The sequence below is a fragment of the Kosakonia sp. SMBL-WEM22 genome (assembly GCF_014490785.1).
In the GTDB taxonomy this organism is placed as follows: Bacteria; Pseudomonadota; Gammaproteobacteria; order Enterobacterales; family Enterobacteriaceae; genus Kosakonia.
The window spans coordinates 3246964-3267123 of sequence record NZ_CP051488.1 but is presented as its reverse complement, the minus strand read 5'-3'; the positions used below and the strand labels follow the sequence as shown (position 1 = coordinate 3267123).

At 55.4% G+C, this 20160-nt stretch carries 21 protein-coding genes; 12 read left to right on the top strand and 9 right to left on the bottom strand.

Annotation, left to right across the window (positions count from 1 at the left end):
* The first annotated feature begins 16 nt into the window (after positions 1-16).
* On the top strand, positions 17-253 hold the full coding sequence (locus HF650_RS15715) for a bssS family protein (protein WP_023479777.1): 237 nt from the start codon (positions 17-19) through the stop codon (positions 251-253).
* A gap of 263 nt (positions 254-516) precedes the next feature.
* Positions 517-888: a hypothetical protein gene (locus tag HF650_RS15710; RefSeq protein ID WP_223284181.1), complete on the top strand. Its 372-nt coding sequence runs from the start codon at positions 517-519 to the stop codon at positions 886-888.
* 9 nt (positions 889-897) lie between these two features.
* Here HF650_RS15710 and sanA read toward each other — a convergent pair whose 3' ends face one another.
* The 4 genes from sanA to HF650_RS15690 all read right to left on the bottom strand — a co-directional run bounded on the left by sanA (position 898) and on the right by HF650_RS15690 (position 3835).
* A complete protein-coding gene (gene sanA / locus HF650_RS15705) occupies positions 898-1611 on the bottom strand; it encodes an outer membrane permeability protein SanA (protein ID WP_187799427.1) in 714 nt (237 codons plus the stop codon).
* A gap of 122 nt (positions 1612-1733) precedes the next feature.
* The gene (cdd, locus tag HF650_RS15700; RefSeq protein WP_187799426.1) at positions 1734-2615 is read right to left on the bottom strand and encodes a cytidine deaminase; all 882 of its coding nucleotides are present in this window, start codon (positions 2613-2615) and stop codon (positions 1734-1736) included.
* 129 nt (positions 2616-2744) lie between these two features.
* Positions 2745-3440, bottom strand: coding sequence for a CidB/LrgB family autolysis modulator (locus HF650_RS15695; RefSeq protein WP_187799425.1), 696 nt, complete (start codon positions 3438-3440; stop codon positions 2745-2747).
* Complete coding sequence (locus HF650_RS15690) at positions 3437-3835, bottom strand: CidA/LrgA family protein (protein WP_054804179.1); 399 nt, start codon at positions 3833-3835, stop codon at positions 3437-3439. Before HF650_RS15690 ends, HF650_RS15695 begins: the two co-directional genes overlap by 4 nt.
* A 231-nt stretch (positions 3836-4066) precedes the next feature.
* On the opposite strand from HF650_RS15690, the gene dusC reads away from it, so the two are divergent.
* The 6 genes from dusC (at position 4067) to ascB (ending at position 11822) form a co-directional block, all read left to right on the top strand.
* Complete coding sequence (gene dusC, locus HF650_RS15685; protein WP_187799424.1) at positions 4067-5005, top strand: tRNA dihydrouridine(16) synthase DusC; 939 nt, start codon at positions 4067-4069, stop codon at positions 5003-5005.
* Positions 5006-5335: 330 nt separating this feature from the next.
* Entirely contained in the window at positions 5336-6661 is a 1326-nt protein-coding gene (locus HF650_RS15680; RefSeq protein WP_187799423.1) for an OprD family outer membrane porin, read from the top strand.
* 14 nt (positions 6662-6675) lie between these two features.
* Entirely contained in the window at positions 6676-7548 is an 873-nt protein-coding gene (locus HF650_RS15675; RefSeq protein ID WP_187799422.1) for a 5'/3'-nucleotidase SurE, read from the top strand.
* Between the two features lie 56 nt (positions 7549-7604).
* On the top strand, positions 7605-8438 hold the full coding sequence (bglG, locus tag HF650_RS15670; protein ID WP_187802712.1) for a transcriptional antiterminator BglG: 834 nt from the start codon (positions 7605-7607) through the stop codon (positions 8436-8438).
* Between the two features lie 117 nt (positions 8439-8555).
* Positions 8556-10415 carry a PTS beta-glucoside transporter subunit IIABC gene (bglF, locus tag HF650_RS15665; RefSeq protein WP_187799421.1) on the top strand — a complete coding sequence of 620 codons (1860 nt, stop codon included), beginning with the start codon at positions 8556-8558 and terminating at the stop codon, positions 10413-10415.
* 15 nt (positions 10416-10430) lie between these two features.
* Positions 10431-11822, top strand: a complete 1392-nt coding sequence (gene ascB / locus HF650_RS15660; protein ID WP_187799420.1) for a 6-phospho-beta-glucosidase — start codon at positions 10431-10433, stop codon at positions 11820-11822.
* 20 nt (positions 11823-11842) lie between these two features.
* Here the strand turns inward: ascB and HF650_RS15655 are convergent, their stop codons facing one another.
* The gene (locus HF650_RS15655) at positions 11843-12757 is read right to left on the bottom strand and encodes a LysR family transcriptional regulator (RefSeq protein WP_187799419.1); all 915 of its coding nucleotides are present in this window, start codon (positions 12755-12757) and stop codon (positions 11843-11845) included.
* 120 nt (positions 12758-12877) lie between these two features.
* On the opposite strand from HF650_RS15655, the gene HF650_RS15650 reads away from it, so the two are divergent.
* Positions 12878-13786, top strand: coding sequence for an MBL fold metallo-hydrolase (locus HF650_RS15650; RefSeq protein ID WP_223284332.1), 909 nt, complete (start codon positions 12878-12880; stop codon positions 13784-13786).
* Positions 13787-14273: 487 nt separating this feature from the next.
* Here the strand turns inward: HF650_RS15650 and yohP are convergent, their stop codons facing one another.
* Entirely contained in the window at positions 14274-14378 is a 105-nt protein-coding gene (yohP, locus tag HF650_RS15645) for a small membrane protein YohP (RefSeq protein WP_223284180.1), read from the bottom strand.
* A gap of 88 nt (positions 14379-14466) precedes the next feature.
* Here yohP and HF650_RS15640 point away from each other — a divergent pair, with 88 nt between their 5' ends.
* A complete protein-coding gene (locus tag HF650_RS15640; RefSeq protein ID WP_187799417.1) occupies positions 14467-15240 on the top strand; it encodes an SDR family oxidoreductase in 774 nt (257 codons plus the stop codon).
* Here the strand turns inward: HF650_RS15640 and HF650_RS15635 are convergent.
* The gene (locus HF650_RS15635) at positions 15237-15821 is read right to left on the bottom strand and encodes a DedA family protein (protein ID WP_187802711.1); all 585 of its coding nucleotides are present in this window, start codon (positions 15819-15821) and stop codon (positions 15237-15239) included. The genes HF650_RS15640 and HF650_RS15635 overlap by 4 nt on opposite strands.
* 158 nt (positions 15822-15979) lie before the next feature.
* Here HF650_RS15635 and HF650_RS15630 point away from each other — a divergent pair, with 158 nt between their 5' ends.
* Positions 15980-16567 carry a Yip1 family protein gene (locus tag HF650_RS15630; protein WP_187799416.1) on the top strand — a complete coding sequence of 196 codons (588 nt, stop codon included), beginning with the start codon at positions 15980-15982 and terminating at the stop codon, positions 16565-16567.
* Between the two features lie 171 nt (positions 16568-16738).
* Positions 16739-17689 carry a D-alanyl-D-alanine endopeptidase gene (pbpG, locus tag HF650_RS15625; protein ID WP_187799415.1) on the top strand — a complete coding sequence of 317 codons (951 nt, stop codon included), beginning with the start codon at positions 16739-16741 and terminating at the stop codon, positions 17687-17689.
* Here the strand turns inward: pbpG and HF650_RS15620 are convergent, their stop codons facing one another.
* Both HF650_RS15620 and dld read right to left on the bottom strand, forming a co-directional pair.
* Positions 17690-18244 (bottom strand): GNAT family N-acetyltransferase, encoded by a 555-nt coding sequence (locus HF650_RS15620; protein ID WP_187799414.1) that lies wholly within the window; start codon positions 18242-18244, stop codon positions 17690-17692.
* Between the two features lie 99 nt (positions 18245-18343).
* Positions 18344-20080, bottom strand: a complete 1737-nt coding sequence (gene dld / locus HF650_RS15615; protein ID WP_223284179.1) for a D-lactate dehydrogenase — start codon at positions 20078-20080, stop codon at positions 18344-18346.
* Between the last annotated feature and the right edge of the window lie 80 nt (positions 20081-20160).

Below are 20160 nucleotides of genomic sequence, written 5' to 3'. Positions count from 1 at the left end.
TTATAAGGAGATTAGAATGAAGAATGAATTCGCTTTTCCGGCATTCCCCGTCACTGGATGGCAAGTGGGCGCGGTAGACAAGCAGCAGAGCATCGTTGTGAAATTTGGTTACAGCACTTCGCCATACGGCCCGGGTGCATCGACTTTTGACTCGCAGTTTTTCAGCTTAACCCCCGATATGGTGCGCAGCCTGATTTACGATCTGCAACGCAGCCTCACGGAGCATGAAATCGAGCACGAAAAAGTCGCCTGAGATTTTCCCCTTTTTACCTCCGCAAAGGCACGTGTCATGCAGCTTGCGCTGTGTTGTCGTGTGCCTTGTTGGTGCCTTTAAACCCCCGTCCTGCGCGCATCTTATTGAAGAACCGATCAAATTTAAGGGGATTCTGAAGGCCTTCATCGCAGCGGCTACATACGCTTAAGGGACAATCTTTGAGAGTTGTGATAGCAGCTCAAGGGGCGCTTATGAATTTTGTTTTTTTTAGAGTTGACCACGCACCGCATGAAAAAACCAGTGTGGTGAATTTCGTTTTAAAAGATGTTGAACTGCTTCGTGATGGCGAAGTGATTGCCGTACCCGGCGATCTTACCGTCACCTCGCTGCCGTTTTTCTACTTCTGTTCGGTGCAAACCGGATTTCGCAAGATCGAGTACAAAATGGCCAACAATCCGCCGGCACGGATAACCTGCAGTGCAGGCTATCTGAAAACGGGTGACTACCTGGTAGAGACGCCGGAAGGGGAGAAGGTGATGCAGTTTAACGCGCTTAACGGCACATGGACGGAGAAGAACGCCTCCGCTGTGATCGACCACCAGGGCTTTATCGCCCGTCAGTTTGCCCTCCTGCGCCCGGTCAAAAGCAGCGGCCGTACGGTACCTTTCAATTAATCCGCTCTGTTACCTCTTTTTCTGCATATCGATTAACTGCTCGGCCGTGACTGCCGGGTAGCCCTGAGCATTTTCCGGGACTTCATGCATCGCAGGGATTGGCACCAGCGGCCCAAGAAAACGGGGTTCACGTTTAAACAGATAGAGATCCGCAATCGTCCCTAGCCGGGCGCCAAACTCGCGCGCCCGCACACTCCACATATCTTTTGGTGACGGTACGGCGTAACACTGCGCCTGAATGCCCAGATGGCGGGCGATAAAGAGTGCGCGCTCGCAGTGGAAGCGCTGGGTAATGATAATAAAGTCGTTGGTGTCGAACACCTTGCGAGTGCGGACAATCGAGTCCAGCGTGCGAAAACCAGCATAATCGAGCACGATATCCGCAGGGTCAACGCCACCGGCGATAAGATCTTTACGCATGGTCACCGGCTCGTTATAGCTCTGCTGCGCGTTATCGCCGCTCAGTAGTAGATAGTTCACCTTGCCGCTGTTATAGGCGTTAAGGGCGCCCTGAATGCGGTAGCGGTAATATTGGTTGATAACACCGGTGCGGTAATATTTTGCCGTGCCAAGCACCACGCCGACCTGACGCCAGGGGAGATCCTGCAGGTCGTCGTAGATGTAGGGGGCGGTTTTCCAGCTCATCCAGCGATCGAGACCCAGCGCGGTTAACACCAGCAGACCAATCAGGGCTATCAGGCTGTAAAAAACACGCTTTAACATGGAGCTGGCTCGTAAGGGATTGAAATTGCACTCAGGCTACTTTACCCACACCGCAAGCGCAAGAAACGGCAGCTCAATCGCGCTGTTTTTCATCACTGCGGCCTTAACCGCAGTGATGCGCATCATAGCGTTACGCGCTCAACCGCTTCGCAGCCTAACGCGCGCAGAGTTGCAACCGTGGCATCCCACTGCGTTAACGGCGCGTCAGCGCGTTCCGCCAGCACGGCTCTCGTGATATCCGGGTAGTCGAAACCGCTCAGGCTGAGCAGATTAAGCGCGCCTTGCAGCGGCGGCAGCGTCGGGTTAAACGCCGCGTTCTCCGCATAACGGCCACTGAAGATCTGCCCATCGCGACAGAGTAGAGCAACGCCAGAAGGGGAGTTTGTATACGGGGAGTGGCTCTGGCTTGCTGCGGCAATAGCGGCCTGAGTCAGCGCATCGCCGCGCGGAGCGAATCCGTGATCCTGGGTGTCCATTAGTAGGGTTTTGATCTCAAGATCCTTCGGCCCAAATGCATCCGGCAGGTAATCAGCGAGGGTATGTGGCGCGCGGCCGGGAAGGTTAATGCGCAGAGAAAGCCCACTGTTGAGTTCATTCATAAATTGTCGGCAGTGGCCGCACGGCGTGTAGTTAACGGTAACCGATTCGAGTGCAGTTTCACCGCGCAGCCAGGCGTGGCTGATGGCGCTCTGCTCGGCGTGCACCGTCTGCTGCATGGTGGCACCAATGAACTCCATATTGGCACCAAAATACCAGTTGCCGCTGACACCGCGGGCAATCGCGCCGACATTGAAATGGGAGAGGTCGGTGCGGGCGCAGGCGGCTGCGAGGGGCAGCAGGGCGAAGGCCAGCGCATCGGCATCACGCTGTGTTGCGCTTTGCAACGTTGCCACCTGCTCCGCACTCAGCATAGCGGGGAAGTGTTCATCCGCCAGCAGAGGCGCCAGCGCGGTCTGAAGTTCGCCCGGCAGGCCGGAAAAAGCAGTGTGAAAACGAGAATGCATAGCAGTGCCTCATAGCAGTGTAATGGAAACACAGTGTACGGGCCTGCTACGCTTTTATTTGTGACAGAAATCACATTGTTTATGCAACGAATGAAACGCATTAAAAAATTGCGCGACCCATCGCAAATTTTACCCCCACAAGGCGATCAGTAGCGGAAAGAGGAAGGGTGCCACCAGCGAGGTGATAATCCCGCAGATCACCAGCGCCAACGAGCTAAAAGCGCCCTCCTGATAATCAAGCTCCGCGCAGCGTGCCGTCCCCAGCGCGTGAGACGCGGTGCCCATCGCCAGCCCGCGCGCCGATTTGGTTCTGATGCGCATCAGGTTGAGCAAGGTGTGCCCGAATACCGCGCCAAGCACGCCGACAAAAATTACGCACACCGCGCTGATTGCCGGGATGCCGCCAATGCTGCCGCCCACCGCCATCGCAATCGGCGTGGTAACGGATTTCGGTAAGATTGAGGCGGCAATCTCCGGCGTTGCCCCCATCAGCAGCGCAATAAGTGTGCCGCTGATCATCGCCACCAGGCTGCCGATAAAACAGATGGTAATAATCGATTTCCAGCGCGCGCGGATCTGATGCAACTGTTCATAAAGAGGAAACGCCAGCGCCACCACCGCAGGTTGCAGCAGATCGTTGAGCACTTTGCTGCCCTGAAAGTAGTGATCGTAGGGCGTGCCGGTCAGCAGCAGCAGCGGGATAATCACCACCATCGCCACCAGCAAAGGGTTCAGCAGCGCCAGCTTAAAGCGCGCGGCCAGTTTGCGGGCGGCGAAAAAGACCGCCAGCGTTAAGGGCAGGGACCACCAGATATAGGCCATCACTCTTTTGTTTCCTCACGACCGGCCACTTTACGCTCGCCGTGTACCAGATGGGTACTCCAGCTGACCACCAAAAAGACCACCAGCGTACTCACCGCGCAGGAGACGACAATCGGGCCGAACTGCGCGCGCAGCACATCGTAATACTGCATAACACCGACGCCGATAGGCACAAACAGTAGCGCCATGTAGCGAATAAGCAGAAAACAGCCGGGATTGACCCACTTCGCCGGCAGGATCTGCAGCGCCAGCAGGACAAACATAATCAGCATGCCAATAATGCTGCCGGGAATGGCGATCGGCAGTAGTGAGGCGACAAAAATACCGGCATATAAGCAGGCATAGATGAGCGCGAAGGCTCGCAGGTACTGCCAGATGATTATTAGTGATTTATTCATGGTGGAAATCCTTGCTGAAACGCATTCATCATACAATTAAAGCTAAAAACGTGCTACCGATCACATCATGAATTTTGAGCATACCAGACATTCCATTTGGTTAGATTATGGGTTCAAACTGGGCAGGCGGTGAAAAAAGGGGCCGCAAAGCCTTCAGAGCCCGATAATAATGGCTCTTTCCTCGCTTCCGGAGAGCGGCTACTATGTCGCCTCATTTTTTCGGGGTGATTTATGCGTGTATTACTGGCTCCAATGGAGGGCGTGCTCGATTCTCTGGTGCGTGAGCTGCTGACTGACGTCAATGATTATGATCTCTGTATCACCGAGTTTCTACGCGTGGTTGATCAGCTGCTACCAGTTAAATCCTTTCATAAGATCTGCCCGGAATTGCAGCGCCAGAGCCGCACCTCCTCCGGCACGTTAGTGCGCATTCAATTGCTGGGTCAATATCCCGAGTGGCTGGCGGAAAATGCCGCCCGCGCAGTTGAACTCGGCTCGTGGGGTGTTGATCTCAACTGCGGCTGTCCGTCGAAACTGGTCAACGGCAGCGGCGGTGGAGCAACGTTACTCAAAGATCCGGAGCTGATCTATCGCGGTGCGAAAGCGATGCGTGAAGCTGTGCCGTCCCATCTGCCGGTTACGGTAAAAATCCGTCTCGGCTGGGAGAACTCCGCCCGCCAGTTTGAAATTGCCGATGCGGTACAGCAGGCGGGGGCCAGCGAATTGACAGTGCATGGCCGCACGAAAGAGGATGGCTATAAAGCGGAGCGCATCAACTGGCAGGCAATAGGCGAGATCCGCCAGCGCCTGTCAATTCCGGTTATCGCCAACGGCGAAATCTGGGACTGGCAGAGCGCACAGGCCTGCATGGCAGCGACCGGCTGCGATGCTGTGATGATTGGCCGCGGTGCGCTCAATGTGCCAAACCTCAGTAGGGTGGTGAAATATAACGAGCCTCGTATGCCGTGGCCCGAGGTGGTTGCGCTGCTGGCGAAATATAGCCGGCTTGAGAAGCAGGGCGATACCGGTCTATATCACGTCGCACGTATTAAACAGTGGCTGGGCTATCTGCGCAAAGAGTACGCCGAAGCTGGCGAACTCTTTGCTGAAATCCGCACTTACAAAACCTCTCAGGATATTGCAGCCGCAATTGCCCGTACTGAAATATAGGTTCATGCAACGCTACGATGTAATTGACTACAATACGTAGCGTTATCTAAGTCACACTTTTAATCTCTTACCTAAATTGCTCGTGGATTATTTCGAGGTGAGATGGTATTTATTTACCTACACCATCACAGGGTTGTTACTGTTAAACAGGCAAAACCTAAACCATTAAAATTCACCGCTTGTGAATTTGAGGTTTGGGTTTTTTTGTTTTGATGGTGTGCATAAATAAAAGCTGTAAAGCAAATAACTATAAGGAGTTGCCTGAGCCTTACGCGTTAGCACTAATTTTAACGCGGCAGTTGCGGCCAGCAATATAAAAACGGAATAGAAATGGCACATATTAAATTTGTCTTACCTTTGGCGTTCCTGTCAGGTATTAGCGGCACTTGCGCTTTTGCCAAAAGCGAACTGCCCAACACTCAGGGTTTTATTGAAAATAGTAAGTTCGACGTCACGTTAAAAAATGTCTGGATGATTAATACTAATAACCAGCTCTCAGAAGCCGGTATTGGTGACCAGAATGCGTGGGCGCAGGGCGCATTACTTGATTATCAGAGCGGTTGGTACCGGGATGCTGTCGGTATTGATGCCTCCTGGTATAGCGTGGTCAAGCTCTACGCCAATAAGGATTTTGCCGGGCGCGATCTGCTACGCGATAGCAACGGTCACGCGGAAGGATTCAACAAAGTTGGCCAGCTTTACGCAAAACTCAAATGGGAGGATGAGTATGCCTATGCCACGCTCTACGCGGGCTGGAGGCAGCTTTATAAGTTCGGTACGCTTAGCGTCACGCGCAGCCGTGCCGCGCCAAGCTCCTGGCAGGGGGTTAGTCTTGAAAGTGGCTGGGGCGATCTTTCTGCCCGAGCCGCCTGGGTAACCCGTTTTTCAGAACGTGATGAACCGGAAAAGCGCCGCTTTTATACCTTAAAGAGTAATAAGCCCATCGATCATATTGTTACTGGTGATATAAGCTGGAGTCCTGATAAAAACAGACGTATAACCTGGTTGGCAGGTGAAAGCGATAATTACCTTTTACGCTATGGGATAGAAGCACAATTTACTTTTCCGCTGGATGGAAACGAGTCACTATTATTACGCAGTGCCTGGTATTACAATCGTGGGCTAGCTGAGTGGGAAGGTGCCAGAGGATTTACGCACAGCGCGCAGCATATTTTTGCGCTGGTGGGTTATCAATATTCTGCGGTGGAATCAGGCATTGCCTGGTCAAAAACAAAAGCTCCATTAGATAATGGGCTTGGGCAATTTTATTGGCATATGGGTAAAAATACCCGCGGCGCATTTAATAGCCCGGCAGATGGCGAAGGTAATGATTACGTCAATGATAATGAGCAGATGCTCTATTGGTACGGTAAATATTTTCTCTCGCCGGAATTGACTACAGGTATTTTCGCTAATTATGGTTTTGGCGCGAAATATCAGGGCGTCAAATTAAATCAATGGGAGTATGGCGGTTTTATTGCATGGACACCGAAAGCCGTCTCTGGCTTATCGCTCTTTGCCGGATTTGGGCCGAGCTATAGCTGGAAGCTGGTGAAGGGCAAACCGTGGCTGACGGACAATAAGCACGATTTTCACCGTTCGCATGGCATCGGCGGCGGCATCACCATGGAATACAAATTTGGTCTGCATAATTAATAAGGAGCTTCACCGTGAATAAAACGTTACTGGCACTCTTGCTCACCGCACTCACCTCTACCGGCGCACAGGCGGCTGAACGCGCAACGCGTATCTTACTGGTCAACGACGACGGCTGTGACTCCATCGGCACGATCTCCTTACAGGAAAAACTGACCGCCAAAGGCTTTGATGTCTGGATGGTGGCACCCGCTACCAATCAAAGCGGTATTGGCTCGGCGATTACCTTTAAACCCAACAAAATCTTCGATGTGAAGCTGGTGGCGGAAAAACGCTACTGCTTCCCCGGTACGCCTGCCGATGCCATTGATTTCGGTCTGCTCGGTATTCTGAAAGATAACCCGCCGGATCTGGTCATTTCCGGCGTCAACGATGGCCCGAATACCGGCGTTGCGCAGCTTAACTCCGGCACCGTGGGCGCAGCGGCGCGCGCCGTGCGCTACGGCTATCCCGCGATTGCCGCCAGCATCGGCTATATCCTGACGCAAGAAGAGCAAAAGGCGGGCTGGCCCAGTACGCACAAATACTGGCCGGACTCGGTCGATTACGTGGTCTCGCTGGTCGATAAGCTGCAGGCGAAGCGTCAGCCAGGTGAACCATTGCTGCCGGTGGGATCGGGCCTGAGTATTAACTATCCTCCGCTGGAGAAAAGCGCGGTAAAGGGTGAAAAGTTTATTGGCAACGAATCCTTCCCTGAACCGCAGCACAGCTACGTTTTGCTCAAGGAGGGTGGAGCACAGCAAATTATGAACGAAAAAGTGCTGACCCCGAGCGACGCGGATACTGACACCGGCTGGCTTAACAAAGGCTATATCACGCTGACGGTATTCGATGGTCAGTGGAATGCACCGCAATATGAAGCTCAGTATCAGGCCCTGTTCCGCTGATGGTTTCACACATCGGCGAGGCAGGTTTCTCTTCCGGTCTGGTTCCGGCGGGCGGAATGCGTATCGCCAAAATATTAAATAATAATGTCGCAGTGGTGCTGGATGAGCAGCAGCGTGAACAGGTGGTGATGGGGCGCGGCATCGCGTTTCAGAAGCGTCCCGGCGATCGTCTTGATGAGGCCTCTATCGAAAAGGTCTTTGCGCTGCAAAGCGACGATCTGGTCCGCCGGTTGGGGGAGTTGCTCAATCAGATACCACTCGAGGTGATGACCGCCTGCGATCGCATTATCGCTCTGGCTAGCGAACGGCTGGGTAAGCTGCAGGAGAGCCTCTACATCACGCTCACCGATCACTGCTACTTCGCCATCGAGCGGCAGAAAAAAGGTCTGCTTATTCGCAACGGGTTGCTGTGGGAGATCAAACGCCTCTACCCGAAGGAGTTCGCGCTTGGGCATGAAGCGCGCGCGATCATCGACAGGCGACTCGGCGTGGTACTGCCGGAAGATGAAGCGGGATTTATCGCGCTGCATCTGGTGACCGCACAGCTAAACAGCGCGATGCCGGAGGTGATGCACATCACCCGCGCGATGCAGGAGATCCTGCATATCGTGCAGTATCAGTTAAAGCTGGAGTATGACGAAGAGGGGCTGAGCTATCAGCGTTTTGTTACCCATCTTAAGTTCTTCTCCCAGCGCATGCTGAACAGCACGGTGGTTGACGACGACGATCTCAGCCTCCATCAGGCGGTAAAAGATAACTACCCGCTGGCGTGGAAGTGTGCCGAGAAAGTGGCGCTTCACCTGGCCAGCACCTATCAGCGGCGACTGACCAACGAAGAGACAATGTTTCTCGCGCTCCATATTGAGCGCGTGAGAAAAGAGCAGCGCTAACTGCACCTATGGGTTGTTACTGCACTAACGTGTGCAGGCAAAACCTGAGTCCGTCGCCGCAAGGTGACGTGTCTCAGGTTTTTTTTTTACTCAGACATAAGAGGTAAGGACACAAGCATGGATTATCAAACGCTGGCGAACGTCATTCTCAGCCACGTTGGCGGCAAGGAGAACATTAGCAGCGTGGTGCATTGCGCGACGCGGTTACGCTTTAAACTCAAAGAGATGGAGAAGGCCGATGCCGACGGGCTTAAAAAACAGCCTGGGATCATCATGGTGGTAGAGAGTGGTGGACAGTTCCAGGTAGTGATCGGCAACCACGTTCACGACGTCTGGCTGGCGGTATGCGAAGCGGCCGGGATAAAAGAGGATACGCCGATTGTTGCTAGCGATGATAAAGGCTCGCTCTTTAGCCGTCTGATTGACATTATTTCGGGTATCTTCACTCCCTTTATCGGTATTCTGGCCGCATCCGGTATCCTGAAAGGCATTCTTGCGCTGGCGGTAGTCTGCAACTGGCTGCAGCCCGAGAGCGGCACTTATAAAATCTGGTTCGCCGCCAGCGACGCGCTCTTCTTTTTCTTCCCGCTGGTGCTGGGTTATACCGCCGGGAAAAAATTTGGCGGCAATCCCTTCATCACCATGGCGATTGGTGGGGCGTTGACCCATCCGCTAATGATCGCTGCCTTCGACGCCGGGCAGACGAGCGAGGCAGTGAGCGAAACCTTCCTCGGTATCCCGATCACCTTTCTCAACTACAGCGGCTCGGTGATCCCGATCATCCTCGCTTCCTGGGTCAGTTGCTGGCTGGAAAAACAGGGCAACCGCTTTCTGCACTCTGCCGTGAAAAACTTCTTCTCGCCGGTACTCTGCATTGCCGTCACCGTACCGCTCACCTTTTTAATCATCGGCCCGATCGCAACCTGGTTGAGTCAGGGGCTGGCGAACGGTTATCAGGCCATTTACACCCTCTCTCCCTGGCTGGCGGGCGGCGCAATGGGCGCAATGTGGCAAGTGTGCGTGATATTTGGTCTGCACTGGGGATTAGTGCCGCTGATGATCAACAACATGGCCGTCTTCGGTCAGGATTCGATGCTGCCGATCCTGTTGCCCGCGGTACTTGGACAGGTGGGCGCGACGCTGGGTATTTTCCTGCGTAGCCGCGACAAACAGCAAAAAACGCTGGCGGGTTCCGCCGTGGCGGCGGGGATTTTCGGCATCACTGAACCGGCGGTTTATGGTTTAACACTGCCGCTGCGTCGTCCCTTTATTTTTGGTTGCCTGGGCGGCTCGCTTGGCGGCGCGATTGTCGGTTTTAGCGGCACGCATACTTACTCTTTTGGGATGGCGAATGTCTTCTCTTTCGCACAGATGATCCCGCCCGGAGGCATCGATGCCACCCTGTGGGGCGGTATTGTGGGTAGTGCAGCATCATTTATGCTGGCGTTACTGCTGACTTGCATTGCCGGCCTGCCGAAAGCTCCGGCAGTCGCACCGTCTACTGTGCAAAATCCGGAAACTGATGGGATGACGCTACTGGCACCGATGAGTGGCAGCGTGCTGGCGCTGGATCAGGTGACGGATGCCACCTTCGCCAGTGGTGTGCTGGGGGACGGCGTGGCGATTATTCCTGTGGATTGCCGGGTTGTCGCTCCCTTTGCCGGTGAAATCGCCTCGCTGTTTGAAACCAAACATGCGATTGGGTTGCTCAGCGATAGCGGGGTAGAGATGTTAATCCACGTCGGAATCGATACCGTCAAACTGGAAGGTAAACCGTTTACGGCGCATGTCAGCGTCGGCGACAGAGTGCAGCCGGGCGATCTGCTACTCGAATTCGATCGCGCCGCGATCCTCGACGCCGGGTTCGATCTCGCCACGCCAATCATCATCAGTAACAGCGAAAATTTTGCCGGCGTAAACAACGTGGCGTCCACCTCCGTTCAGGCCGGGAAACCGCTGCTGGCGGTGGTCATTTAATCAAAGGAGAAGAGAATGAAAGCATTTCCAGCGGGATTTTTATGGGGTGGAGCCATTGCCGCCAATCAGGTTGAAGGGGCGTGGCAAGAGGATGGTAAGGGGCTGTCGACATCCGATATGCAGCCGAACGGCGTATTTGGTGAACAGGTTGAGCGCAAAGAGGGTGACAGCGCGCTTAAAGATGTGGCGATCGACTTCTACCACCGCTATCCGGAAGATGTCGCCCTGTTTGCCGAGATGGGCTTCAACTGTCTGCGCGTCTCCATCGCCTGGGCGCGTATTTTCCCCAATGGGGATGAGAGTACGCCCAATGAGGCGGGGCTGGCTTTTTATGACGACTTATTCGATGAGCTGGTAGAGCACGGCATCACGCCGCTGGTGACCTTATCCCACTATGAAATGCCGTGGGGGCTGGTCAAAGATTACGGTGGCTGGGGAAGCCGCGATACTATCCGCTGCTTCGAACACTATGCCCGCACAGTGTTTAGCCGATATCAGACAAAAGTGAAGCTGTGGCTCACTTTCAATGAGATCAATATGTCGCTTCATGCGCCGATGACCGGCGTCGGTCTGCCAAACAGCAGCAGCAAAGCGGAAGTCTACCAGGCGATCCACCATCAGCTGGTGGCAAGTGCGCTGGTGGTCAAAGCGTGCCATGAGATTATCCCGGACGCCAAGATAGGTAATATGCTGCTCGGCGGGCTGATGTATCCACTTAGCTGTAAACCGGAAGATGTATTCGAGACGATGCAGCAAAACCGAAGCTGGGCCTTCTTTGGCGATGTGCAGTGCCGCGGTGCTTACCCGGGCTATATGCTGCGCTACTTCCGTGATAACGGTATTGAGATTGAGATCACCGACGCCGATCGTGAGGCGCTGCGCACCACCGTTGATTTCATCTCCTTCAGTTACTATATGAGCGGCTGCGTTACCGCAGATGAAGCGCTTAACCAGCAGCTGCGCGGCAATATTCTCAGCATGGTGCCCAACCCGCATCTGCCCAGTTCAGAGTGGGGCTGGCAGATCGATCCGCTTGGCCTGCGCACGCTGCTGAATGTGATGTGGGATCGCTGGCAAAAACCGCTCTTTATTGTTGAGAATGGGTTAGGGGCGAAGGATAAGGTCGAGGCAGACGGCAGCATTCATGATGATTACCGCATCGCCTACATGAACGATCATCTGGTTCAGGTGCGTGAAGCGATTGAAGATGGTGTCGAGATGCTGGGCTACACCAGCTGGGGGCCTATCGATCTGGTGAGCGCCTCGAAAGCGGAAATCTCCAAGCGCTACGGTTTTATCTACGTTGACCGCGAAGATGATGGCAGCGGCACGCTGGCGCGCAGCCGCAAGAAGAGTTTCTTCTGGTATCGCGATGTCATCGCCAGTAACGGAGCGAGCCTGAAGTAAATGCTTCTGCTGGCCGAGCGTCAGGTGATAAGCGTAGCGATGAAGGATTTAAGCCACATCACTGCCGGATCGCTGCTGTGGCGCTGATGCCAGAGCATGGCAATTTCAATCGGCTCCGCGTCGAGCGGTAACGGGCTGCGCACCAATCCACGGGTGCGCTGCCACTCATCCGCCAGCCCGGCGGGTACCGTGGCCAGTGCGGGCATCGTCTCCAGCAAACCCGGCAGCGCGGCGAAGTGGGGCGTGGTGTAGGCGATCTGCCGTTGATAACCACTTTTTGCCAGCAGGGTATCAAAATGGCTGCTGCTCGCTTCACGGTAGCTGACCATCAAATGTCGTTGCTCGGCAAAAGTCTTTACATCCAGTGGGGAATTAAGTCTTAACTGCTGCGGATGCCAGAGCGTGGCAAACGGCATGGTGGTCAACACTTCACGCTCCAGCCAGCGCGGCCCGGCGACGGCAACGCTGACCGCCATATCCATTTCACCGCCCTCAAGTCTTGCGGCATCGCTGAAGGGATCGCTTGCCACCACGTTCAGGCGTATACCAGGCGCATGTTGCATCAGCGCCGGAATAATCTTCGGCATAAGCCATATCTCTACCCAATCCGCCATCCCCAGCGTCAGCGTCGCCTTCGCCGTTTGTGCATCGAACGCCGCCTGTTGAAACAGCGCGCTCTGCAGCTGCTCAAGCAGCGGCAGAAGTTCACCGTGCAGTTCGCTGGCGCGAGTGGTCGGCTGCATCTTATGTCCACTGCGGATAAACAGCGGATCGTCGAACAGCGTACGCAGCCGCGACAGCACGCCGCTTACCGCCGGCTGCCCGAGGTGCAGTTTATCCGCCGCCGCAGAGACGCTCTGCTCACGGTAAAGCACTGCAAAGGCGATCAGCAGATTCAGATCGATCTTGCGGAAATCATTCTCTTTGATAGTCATTATCGCTCCAATCAATTGGAGTGATAGTAGCGGGCGCAGCATACTGGCGCAATGTAAAACAGGAGAGAAAGAATGAAATATTATCCGCTACTGCTGGCGCTCTCTGCCGCCGGGCTGACGATGCAACATGCTATTGCCACATCGCTTTCCACCCAGCAGGCTCAGGCACCGGGCTACTACCGGATGGCGCTGGGCGACTGGCAAATCACCGCCGTCTCAGATGGCACCGTCAAGGTGCCTTTGGACAAGCTGCTGATCAATATCACACCACAGCGCTTAGAGGCGCAGATGGCGCAGGCCAATATGGCGGTGCAGGCTGAAACTTCCATTAACGCCTTTGTGATCAACACCGGCAAACAGCTGATCCTTGTGGATGCAGGTGCCGGAGCATTAATGGGCGATGCGGGCGGCCATCTACCGGAGAGTCTGCGCGCCGCAGGTATCGATCCGGCGTCCATCGACCTGGTGTTGTTGACCCATATTCATGGCGACCACTCCGGCGGCGTGCAGCGTGATGGCAAACCGGCGTTCCCGAATGCCACCGTGCGCGTCGACCAGCGCGATGTCGATCTCTGGCTTAATCCGACGCGGGCGTCGGAGGTAGAGGAGGGGCAGCGCCACACTTTCGCCGAATCGGAACGCTCGCTACGCCCGGTGATCGACGCAGGGAAGCTGAATAGTTTCCATGCGCCGACAACGATTCTTCCCGGCATTGAAGCGATCCCGGCAGCGGGACATACCCCGGGCAGTGTGATTTACCGCGTTACGCACGGCGGAAAAACCGTGATGCTATGGGGCGATATTATTCACGCTCAGCCGGTTCAGCTGCCCGATCCTAAAGTGGCCATCCATTTTGATGTCGATAGTAAGCAGGCGGTAGCAACGCGCGAGAAGGTGCTGGCGCAGGTGGCGCGTGAAGGGGATTGGGTAGCGGCGGCGCATATCGCCTTCCCGGGGATTGGCAAAGTGATAAAAGCCGGGAACGGTTATCGCTGGGTGCCTATCAATTACAGCGCGAAGGGCGAGTAACATTTGCAAAAGGCCCGGTGGCATCAACGCGCACCGGGCCTCAATTTATGGCTGTGTCTTGTAGGCCGGATAAGGCTTCGCCGCCATCCGGCAATGGAGTAATGCCTGATGGCGCTTCGCTTATCAGGCCTACAACAAAAAGCCCGGAGGCGAAAATGCGCTCCGGGCCTCAATGTGTGGCTATATTTCGTAGGCCGGATAAGGCTTCGCCGCCATCCGGCAATGTCGCAACGCCTGATGGCGCTGCGCTTATCAGGCCTACAACAAAAAGCCCGGAGGCGAAAATGCGCTCCGGGCCTCAATGTGTGGCTATATTTCGTAGGCCGGATAAGGCTTCGCCGCCATCCGACAATGTCGCAACGCCTGATGGCGCTGCGCTTATCAGGCCTACAACAAAAAGCCCGGAGGCGAAAATGCGCTCCGGGCCTTAATGTATCGCTCTGTTTTGGTAGGCCGGATAAGGCTTCGCCGCCATCCGGCAGGGCTCTTAGAAAATCATCTTAAAGACGCCGGTCACCACCAGCAGGCCAATCAGGAAAATAATCAGGATCGCCCAAAGTAAAAATTTCATCATTTTCGTCTTCCTTCTCATGTGTTAGTTACAGCAAGCCTAGTCAATCTCTCAACATTGCGCCTTTTTTCTATACTTAACTGCTTATTAAATAATCGGAGAGAAGCGCATGTCGGCAAACAAAGTAGCAATCGTCACCGCCGCAGACTCCGGCATCGGCAAGCAGAGCGCGCTGATGTTGGCAGAGCGGGGATTTGATATTGGCATTACCTGGCACTCGGATGAGCGCGGCGCGCAGGAGACGGCGCAAAAAGTAGAGGCCTTTGGCCGCCGGGCGGAGACCATCCAGCTCGATCTCAGCCACCTGCCGCAAGGCGCGCAGGCGATTGAAACCCTGATTGCCCGTTTCGGGCGTATCGATGCGCTGGTTAACAACGCGGGTGCGATGAGCAAAGCGCCGTTTCTCGATCTCACCTTTGAGGACTGGCGCAGCATCTTCACCGTTGATGTCGACGGCGCGTTTCTCTGCTCGCAGATCGCCGCGCGTCATATGGTGAAGCAGGGGCAGGGCGGGCGCATCGTCAATATCACTTCCGTTCACGAGCATACGCCATTGCCGGAAGCGTCGGCCTATACCGCAGCAAAACATGCGCTCGGTGGCCTGACGAAATCGATGGCGCTGGAGCTGGTGCCGCACAACATTCTGGTCAACGCCGTTGCGCCCGGTGCCATCGCCACGCCGATGAACAACATGAGCGATGACGATGCCAAACCCGGCTCGATGCCGAACATTCCGCTGGCACGGCCGGGCACAACGCGGGAGATCGCCAGTATGGTCGCCTGGCTCTGCGCCGATGATGCCAGCTACACCACCGGCCAGTCGTTTATCATTGATGGCGGCTTTATGCTGGCAAACCCGCAGTTCAAACCGCAAAAAGCTTAGTTATCGCCCGCATTCTCTTCACGCTTCTTCCTGCGGTGGCGAAACCACCACCGCAGGCAGAAGACCAGCGCAATGGCGATAATTACCCAGATCCAGCGCTTCGCGTGCTGATCAAAGGACTCCAGCCACGGCGTGATGACTTCGCCGCCAACATACCCCAGCGTGGTGAAGATCAGCGCCCAGATAAACGCGCCTAAGATATTCAACGGCAGAAAGATTTTCGGTTTTAAATGGCTGGTACCAATCAGTATCGGCCCGATAATACGAAAGCCATACATAAAGCGTGTACCAATCACAAACAGATAGGGGTGACGGCGAATAAGCGCCTGCGCCTGATGGATCTTGCCGCGGTAGCGGGTGAAGCGGCGCAAAATTTTAACGCCATAGCGGCGGCCAACAAAGTAGAGCAGCTGATCGCCAATGATGCCGCCGATGGCAACCGCGAGCACCACCAGCGGAAAGCGCAGCAACCCCTGGTGCACCGCTACACCGCCAAGCAGGGTGATGGTTTCGCCTTCGGCGAGGCTGCCGACCAGCAGCGCGGCGTAGCCATACTGGCTAATAAGCTGATTGATATCCAGTGTCATTACATCCTCCAGTAAAACGTCTTTAAGCATATACCTGCATCCGGCTTTGCGCTGCGTTCAATCATTTCGGCTTTTTTCTGCTGTACAAAAAATAATCATAAAAGTGACGTATACTTACAGCTCGATGTTCGGGCTTTCAGTGAGGGGGCGTTATGAACCATGTCTGGGGACTCCTGTCCCATCCCGATCGTGAAATGCAGGTGATCAAACGCGAAAACGAGACCGTTTCGCACCACTACACCCACCATGTGCTCATCATGGCGGCCATTCCCGTAATCTGTGCTTTTATTGGTACCACACAGTTTGGCTGGAGCTTCGGCGAGAACATCGTCGTACCTCTGTCGTTATCCACCGGTTTCTACCTGGCGATTCTGTTTTACGGCTTGATGCTGGCGGGCGTCGCGGTGATGGGGCGCGTTATCTGGTGGATGGCGCGTAGCTACCCGCAGCGTCCGTCGCTGGCGCGTTGCATGGTGTTTGCAGGCTATATCGCAACCCCGCTGTTTCTCAGCGGCATTGTCGCGCTCTATCCGTTAGTGTGGCTCTGCGCGCTGGTCGGCACCGTTGCGCTCTTCTACACCGGCTATCTGCTCTATGTCGGCATTCCGACCTTCCTGAACATCAACAAGGAAGAGGGGCTTAACTTCTCCAGTTCGACGCTTGCCATCGGTGTGCTGCTGCTGGAGATCCTGCTGGCGCTAACGGTGATCCTCTGGGGTTACGGCTACCGCCTGTTTTAACTCTCCTGCGTTGCTGGCACACCATGCCGGCAACGCAATTTCTCGCAACGATTCTTCTCTGGCGGCAACCCTGCACGGCGGCTATTATGCCAGAGCCAGCCCTGTTATAACTCTCATGAACAGAAGCGGTGTGCGTTATAGCGCGCGTGAATAATTTTCAGAAGCCTCACCATGCAGAAATTTCGAGTCTCTCTTTTAAGCCTGGCCCTTGCACTGAGTGCGCCCTTCGCGCCACTGGCGCAGGCAAAAACAGCCGTTGCGGTTGCCGCAGCACAGCCGGAAATCGCCTCCGGCAGCGCGATGATTGTCGATCTGCAAACCAATAAGGTGATCTACTCAAGCCACCCCGATTTGGTGCGCCCGATTGCCTCTATTACCAAGTTGATGACTGCGATGGTGGTGCTGGATGCGCGCCTGCCGCTGGATGAAAAATTAAAAGTTGATATTAGCCAGACGCCAGAGATGAAAGGGATCTACTCCCGCGTGCGCCTGAATAGTGAAATTAGCCGCAAAGATATGTTGCTGCTGGCGCTGATGTCATCGGAAAACCGCGCCGCCGCAAGCCTCGCGCACCACTACCCAGGCGGCTATAAAGCCTTTATCGCCGCGATGAACGCCAAAGCGCGTGCGCTGGGCATGACCCACACCCGCTACGTTGAGCCGACCGGCTTGTCGATCCAGAACGTCTCCACCGCCCGGGATTTAAGCAAGCTGCTGATCGCCACCAAACAGTACCCGCTGATTGGCCAGCTGAGCACCACGCGCGAAGAGATGGCGACCTTTGCCAATCCGGCCTATACGCTGCCGTTTCGCAACACCAACCATCTGGTCTACCGCGATAACTGGAATATTCAGCTGACGAAAACCGGCTTTACCAACGCTGCGGGCCACTGCCTGGTGATGCGCACGCTGATTGGCAACAAACCGGTGGCGCTGGTGGTGATGGATGCCTTTGGCAAATATACCCACTTTGCCGATGCCAGCCGCTTACGCACCTGGATTGAGACCGGAAAAGCCCAGCCGGTGCCCGCTGCTGCGCTAAGCTACAAGCGCCAGAAAGCGGCGCAGATGGCGCAAATGCCCTCAGGCTCGGCGGGCGAATTGACCGCGCAGAACGATTAATTACTCCGGCAGCGTCCAGTCACCGTCGTTGAGTGGACGCTGCATAATCAATGTATCCCGCCAGTCCCCCTGCTTATAGCCGACGCTGCGCAGCTGTCCGGCCACTTCAAATCCATGTTTCTTATGCACCCTTAGCGAACCGGCATTGTTATGCCCATCGCCAATCACCGCAACCATCTGCCGCCACGGCCCCTCTTCACAGCGGGTGATCAGCGCTCCGAGCAGCGCCGAGCCGATGCCACGCCCGGTCATGCTGGCATCAACATAAATTGACTCTTCAAGGGTGTAGCGATAGGCCGGGCGCGGGCGATAGAGACCGGCATAGCAGTAGCCGACAATCACGCCATGAAAGAGCGCCACCAGCCATGGCAAACGGTCGGCGGCGAGCTTGCTCATCCGGCTGCGCATCTCATCAATCGTGGGGGGCACTTCTTCAAACGAGGCGCGGCCATTGAGCACATGCCAGGCGTAGAGGGAGGCAATAGCGTGTACATCGTCGGGGCGGGCATCGCGCACCTCGACCGCAGGACCAGAGAGAATATCAACAGCTGACATCGGGCGCGCTCCTTTCAACGCAACGCGCCAGAGAGAAGGTTCTCTGGCGCTGTCGCTACTCTATTACGAAAGGCGCGCGCAGCACAAAACGGCGAGGGGCTACTTTATCGCCGGATCCGCGGGATGCTCTGCCTGAGCGCTCTCTTGCCAGAATTTGCGCTTACTCGTCTTACCAATACCGGGGTTCATGCTGTTAGTCGGATCATTTTCCCGATAAAAACGTTTCAGCGCCTGCGGGGCTTCATAGAGATGACCGACGTTATGCTCGGCGGGGTATTGCGCGCCACGTTGCGCCAGCAAGGCCAGCATCTGCTCCTTCAGGGCATGCACATCAACGCCTTTTTTAACGATGTAATCCTGATGGAAAACGTGGCACATAAAGTGGCCGTAATAGAGCTTATGCACCAGCTGGCTATCAATCTCGGGCGGCAAGTGCTCAAACCATTCGGTGTCGTTGCGGCGCAGTGCGATGTCGAGCGCCAGAATATCCTCCACCTCGTCGGCATGCACCGCCTGGTAGCGGATCGCGGCCCCGGCGGCGGCAAAACGGTGCAGAAACGCTTTGCTCCCTTCTTCCGGCGTACAGACAAAAAAGTCCCCTTCGGCGTCAGTGAAAAAGGCCTTCAGCCAGTTCTGCGCCTCATCAATACCGCCGCCGGACATTTTTAGCAGTAGATGGTGCTCATACTTATCGCGCCACGCCTTCATGCGCGAGGGGAGGTGCGAGGGGAAGAGACCACTGATTTTTTGCAATGAGCGGTCGATAAAGTGCGGCTTAAACACCGTCGCTTTATCGAGCAGCGCGTCGGTGCGCCCTTTGATATTGAAAAAGAGCGGCATCTTGTCGGTGCCGAGCTTGTCGATCATCAGGAAGGTGTCTTTGCCGTAGCGCTCGGCGATATCGTAAATATCGCGGTGCATATACTCCCCGGCAACCGGCAGATGGTCGAAATTAGCCAGAATATGGCGGCGGATCTCCGTTAACACCGCAGTCTGGTTGGTGCCGATATAGAACACCTGCTGGCGCGCTTCGGCCGGGAAGGTGTCGAGACGCACGGCAAATACCGCCAGCTTGCCCGCACAGCCGGAGGATTCGAACAGGCGATCGGGGTCGGCGTTGTAGCGCGCCGGGGTTTCAGCTTCAACATCACGCACGCGGTTGATGTAATCATGATCGTGCCCGTGGCGCTGGTCGTGAAGCACATCGCTCGGGTTGATACGATCATCATCCAGCTTGCCGAGGATCTGCTCCGGCGTTTCGCCAAGCTTGATGCCGAGGTGATTGACCAGTTGCAGGCGTCCCTGATCGTCAATGCGCGCAAACAGCGACATCTCGGTGTAAGCCGGGCCGCGCTGCACCAGCGATCCGCCGGAGTTATTACAGATACCGCCAATCACCGACGCGCCGATGCAGGAGGAGCCAATCACCGAGTGCGGCTCGCGTCCCAGTGGTTTGAGGGCTTTTTCCAGCGAGTAGAGCGTGGTGCCCGGGTAAGCCAGCACTTGCTCTCCGTTATCCAGCAGGTGCAGTTTGTCGAGGCGCAGAGTGCTGATAATCACGATATCGCGGTCGTAATCATTGCCGTTCGGCGTCGAGCCTTCCGTCAGGCCGGTATTTGCCGCCTGCATGAGAATAATTTTGTCGGCAATCACGCAGGCGTTGAGAACGCGCCATAATTCAACCAGCGTGCCGGGAAAGACCACCGCCAGCGCATCGCCCTGGCCAGAGCGGAAACCTTTACGGTAGCGGGCGGTTTTGGCCGGCTCGGTAAGCAGGTGAGAAGCACCTACTAATCGTTTGAGTTCGTTAATGAAAGTGTTATTTGACTGGGTCACGATCCACTCCTTGTGGCGAAGCATGAATAAAAAGGATGCTCTGCTTCACGCCGGTTGCAGGCTGCGTGAATGATATTGTG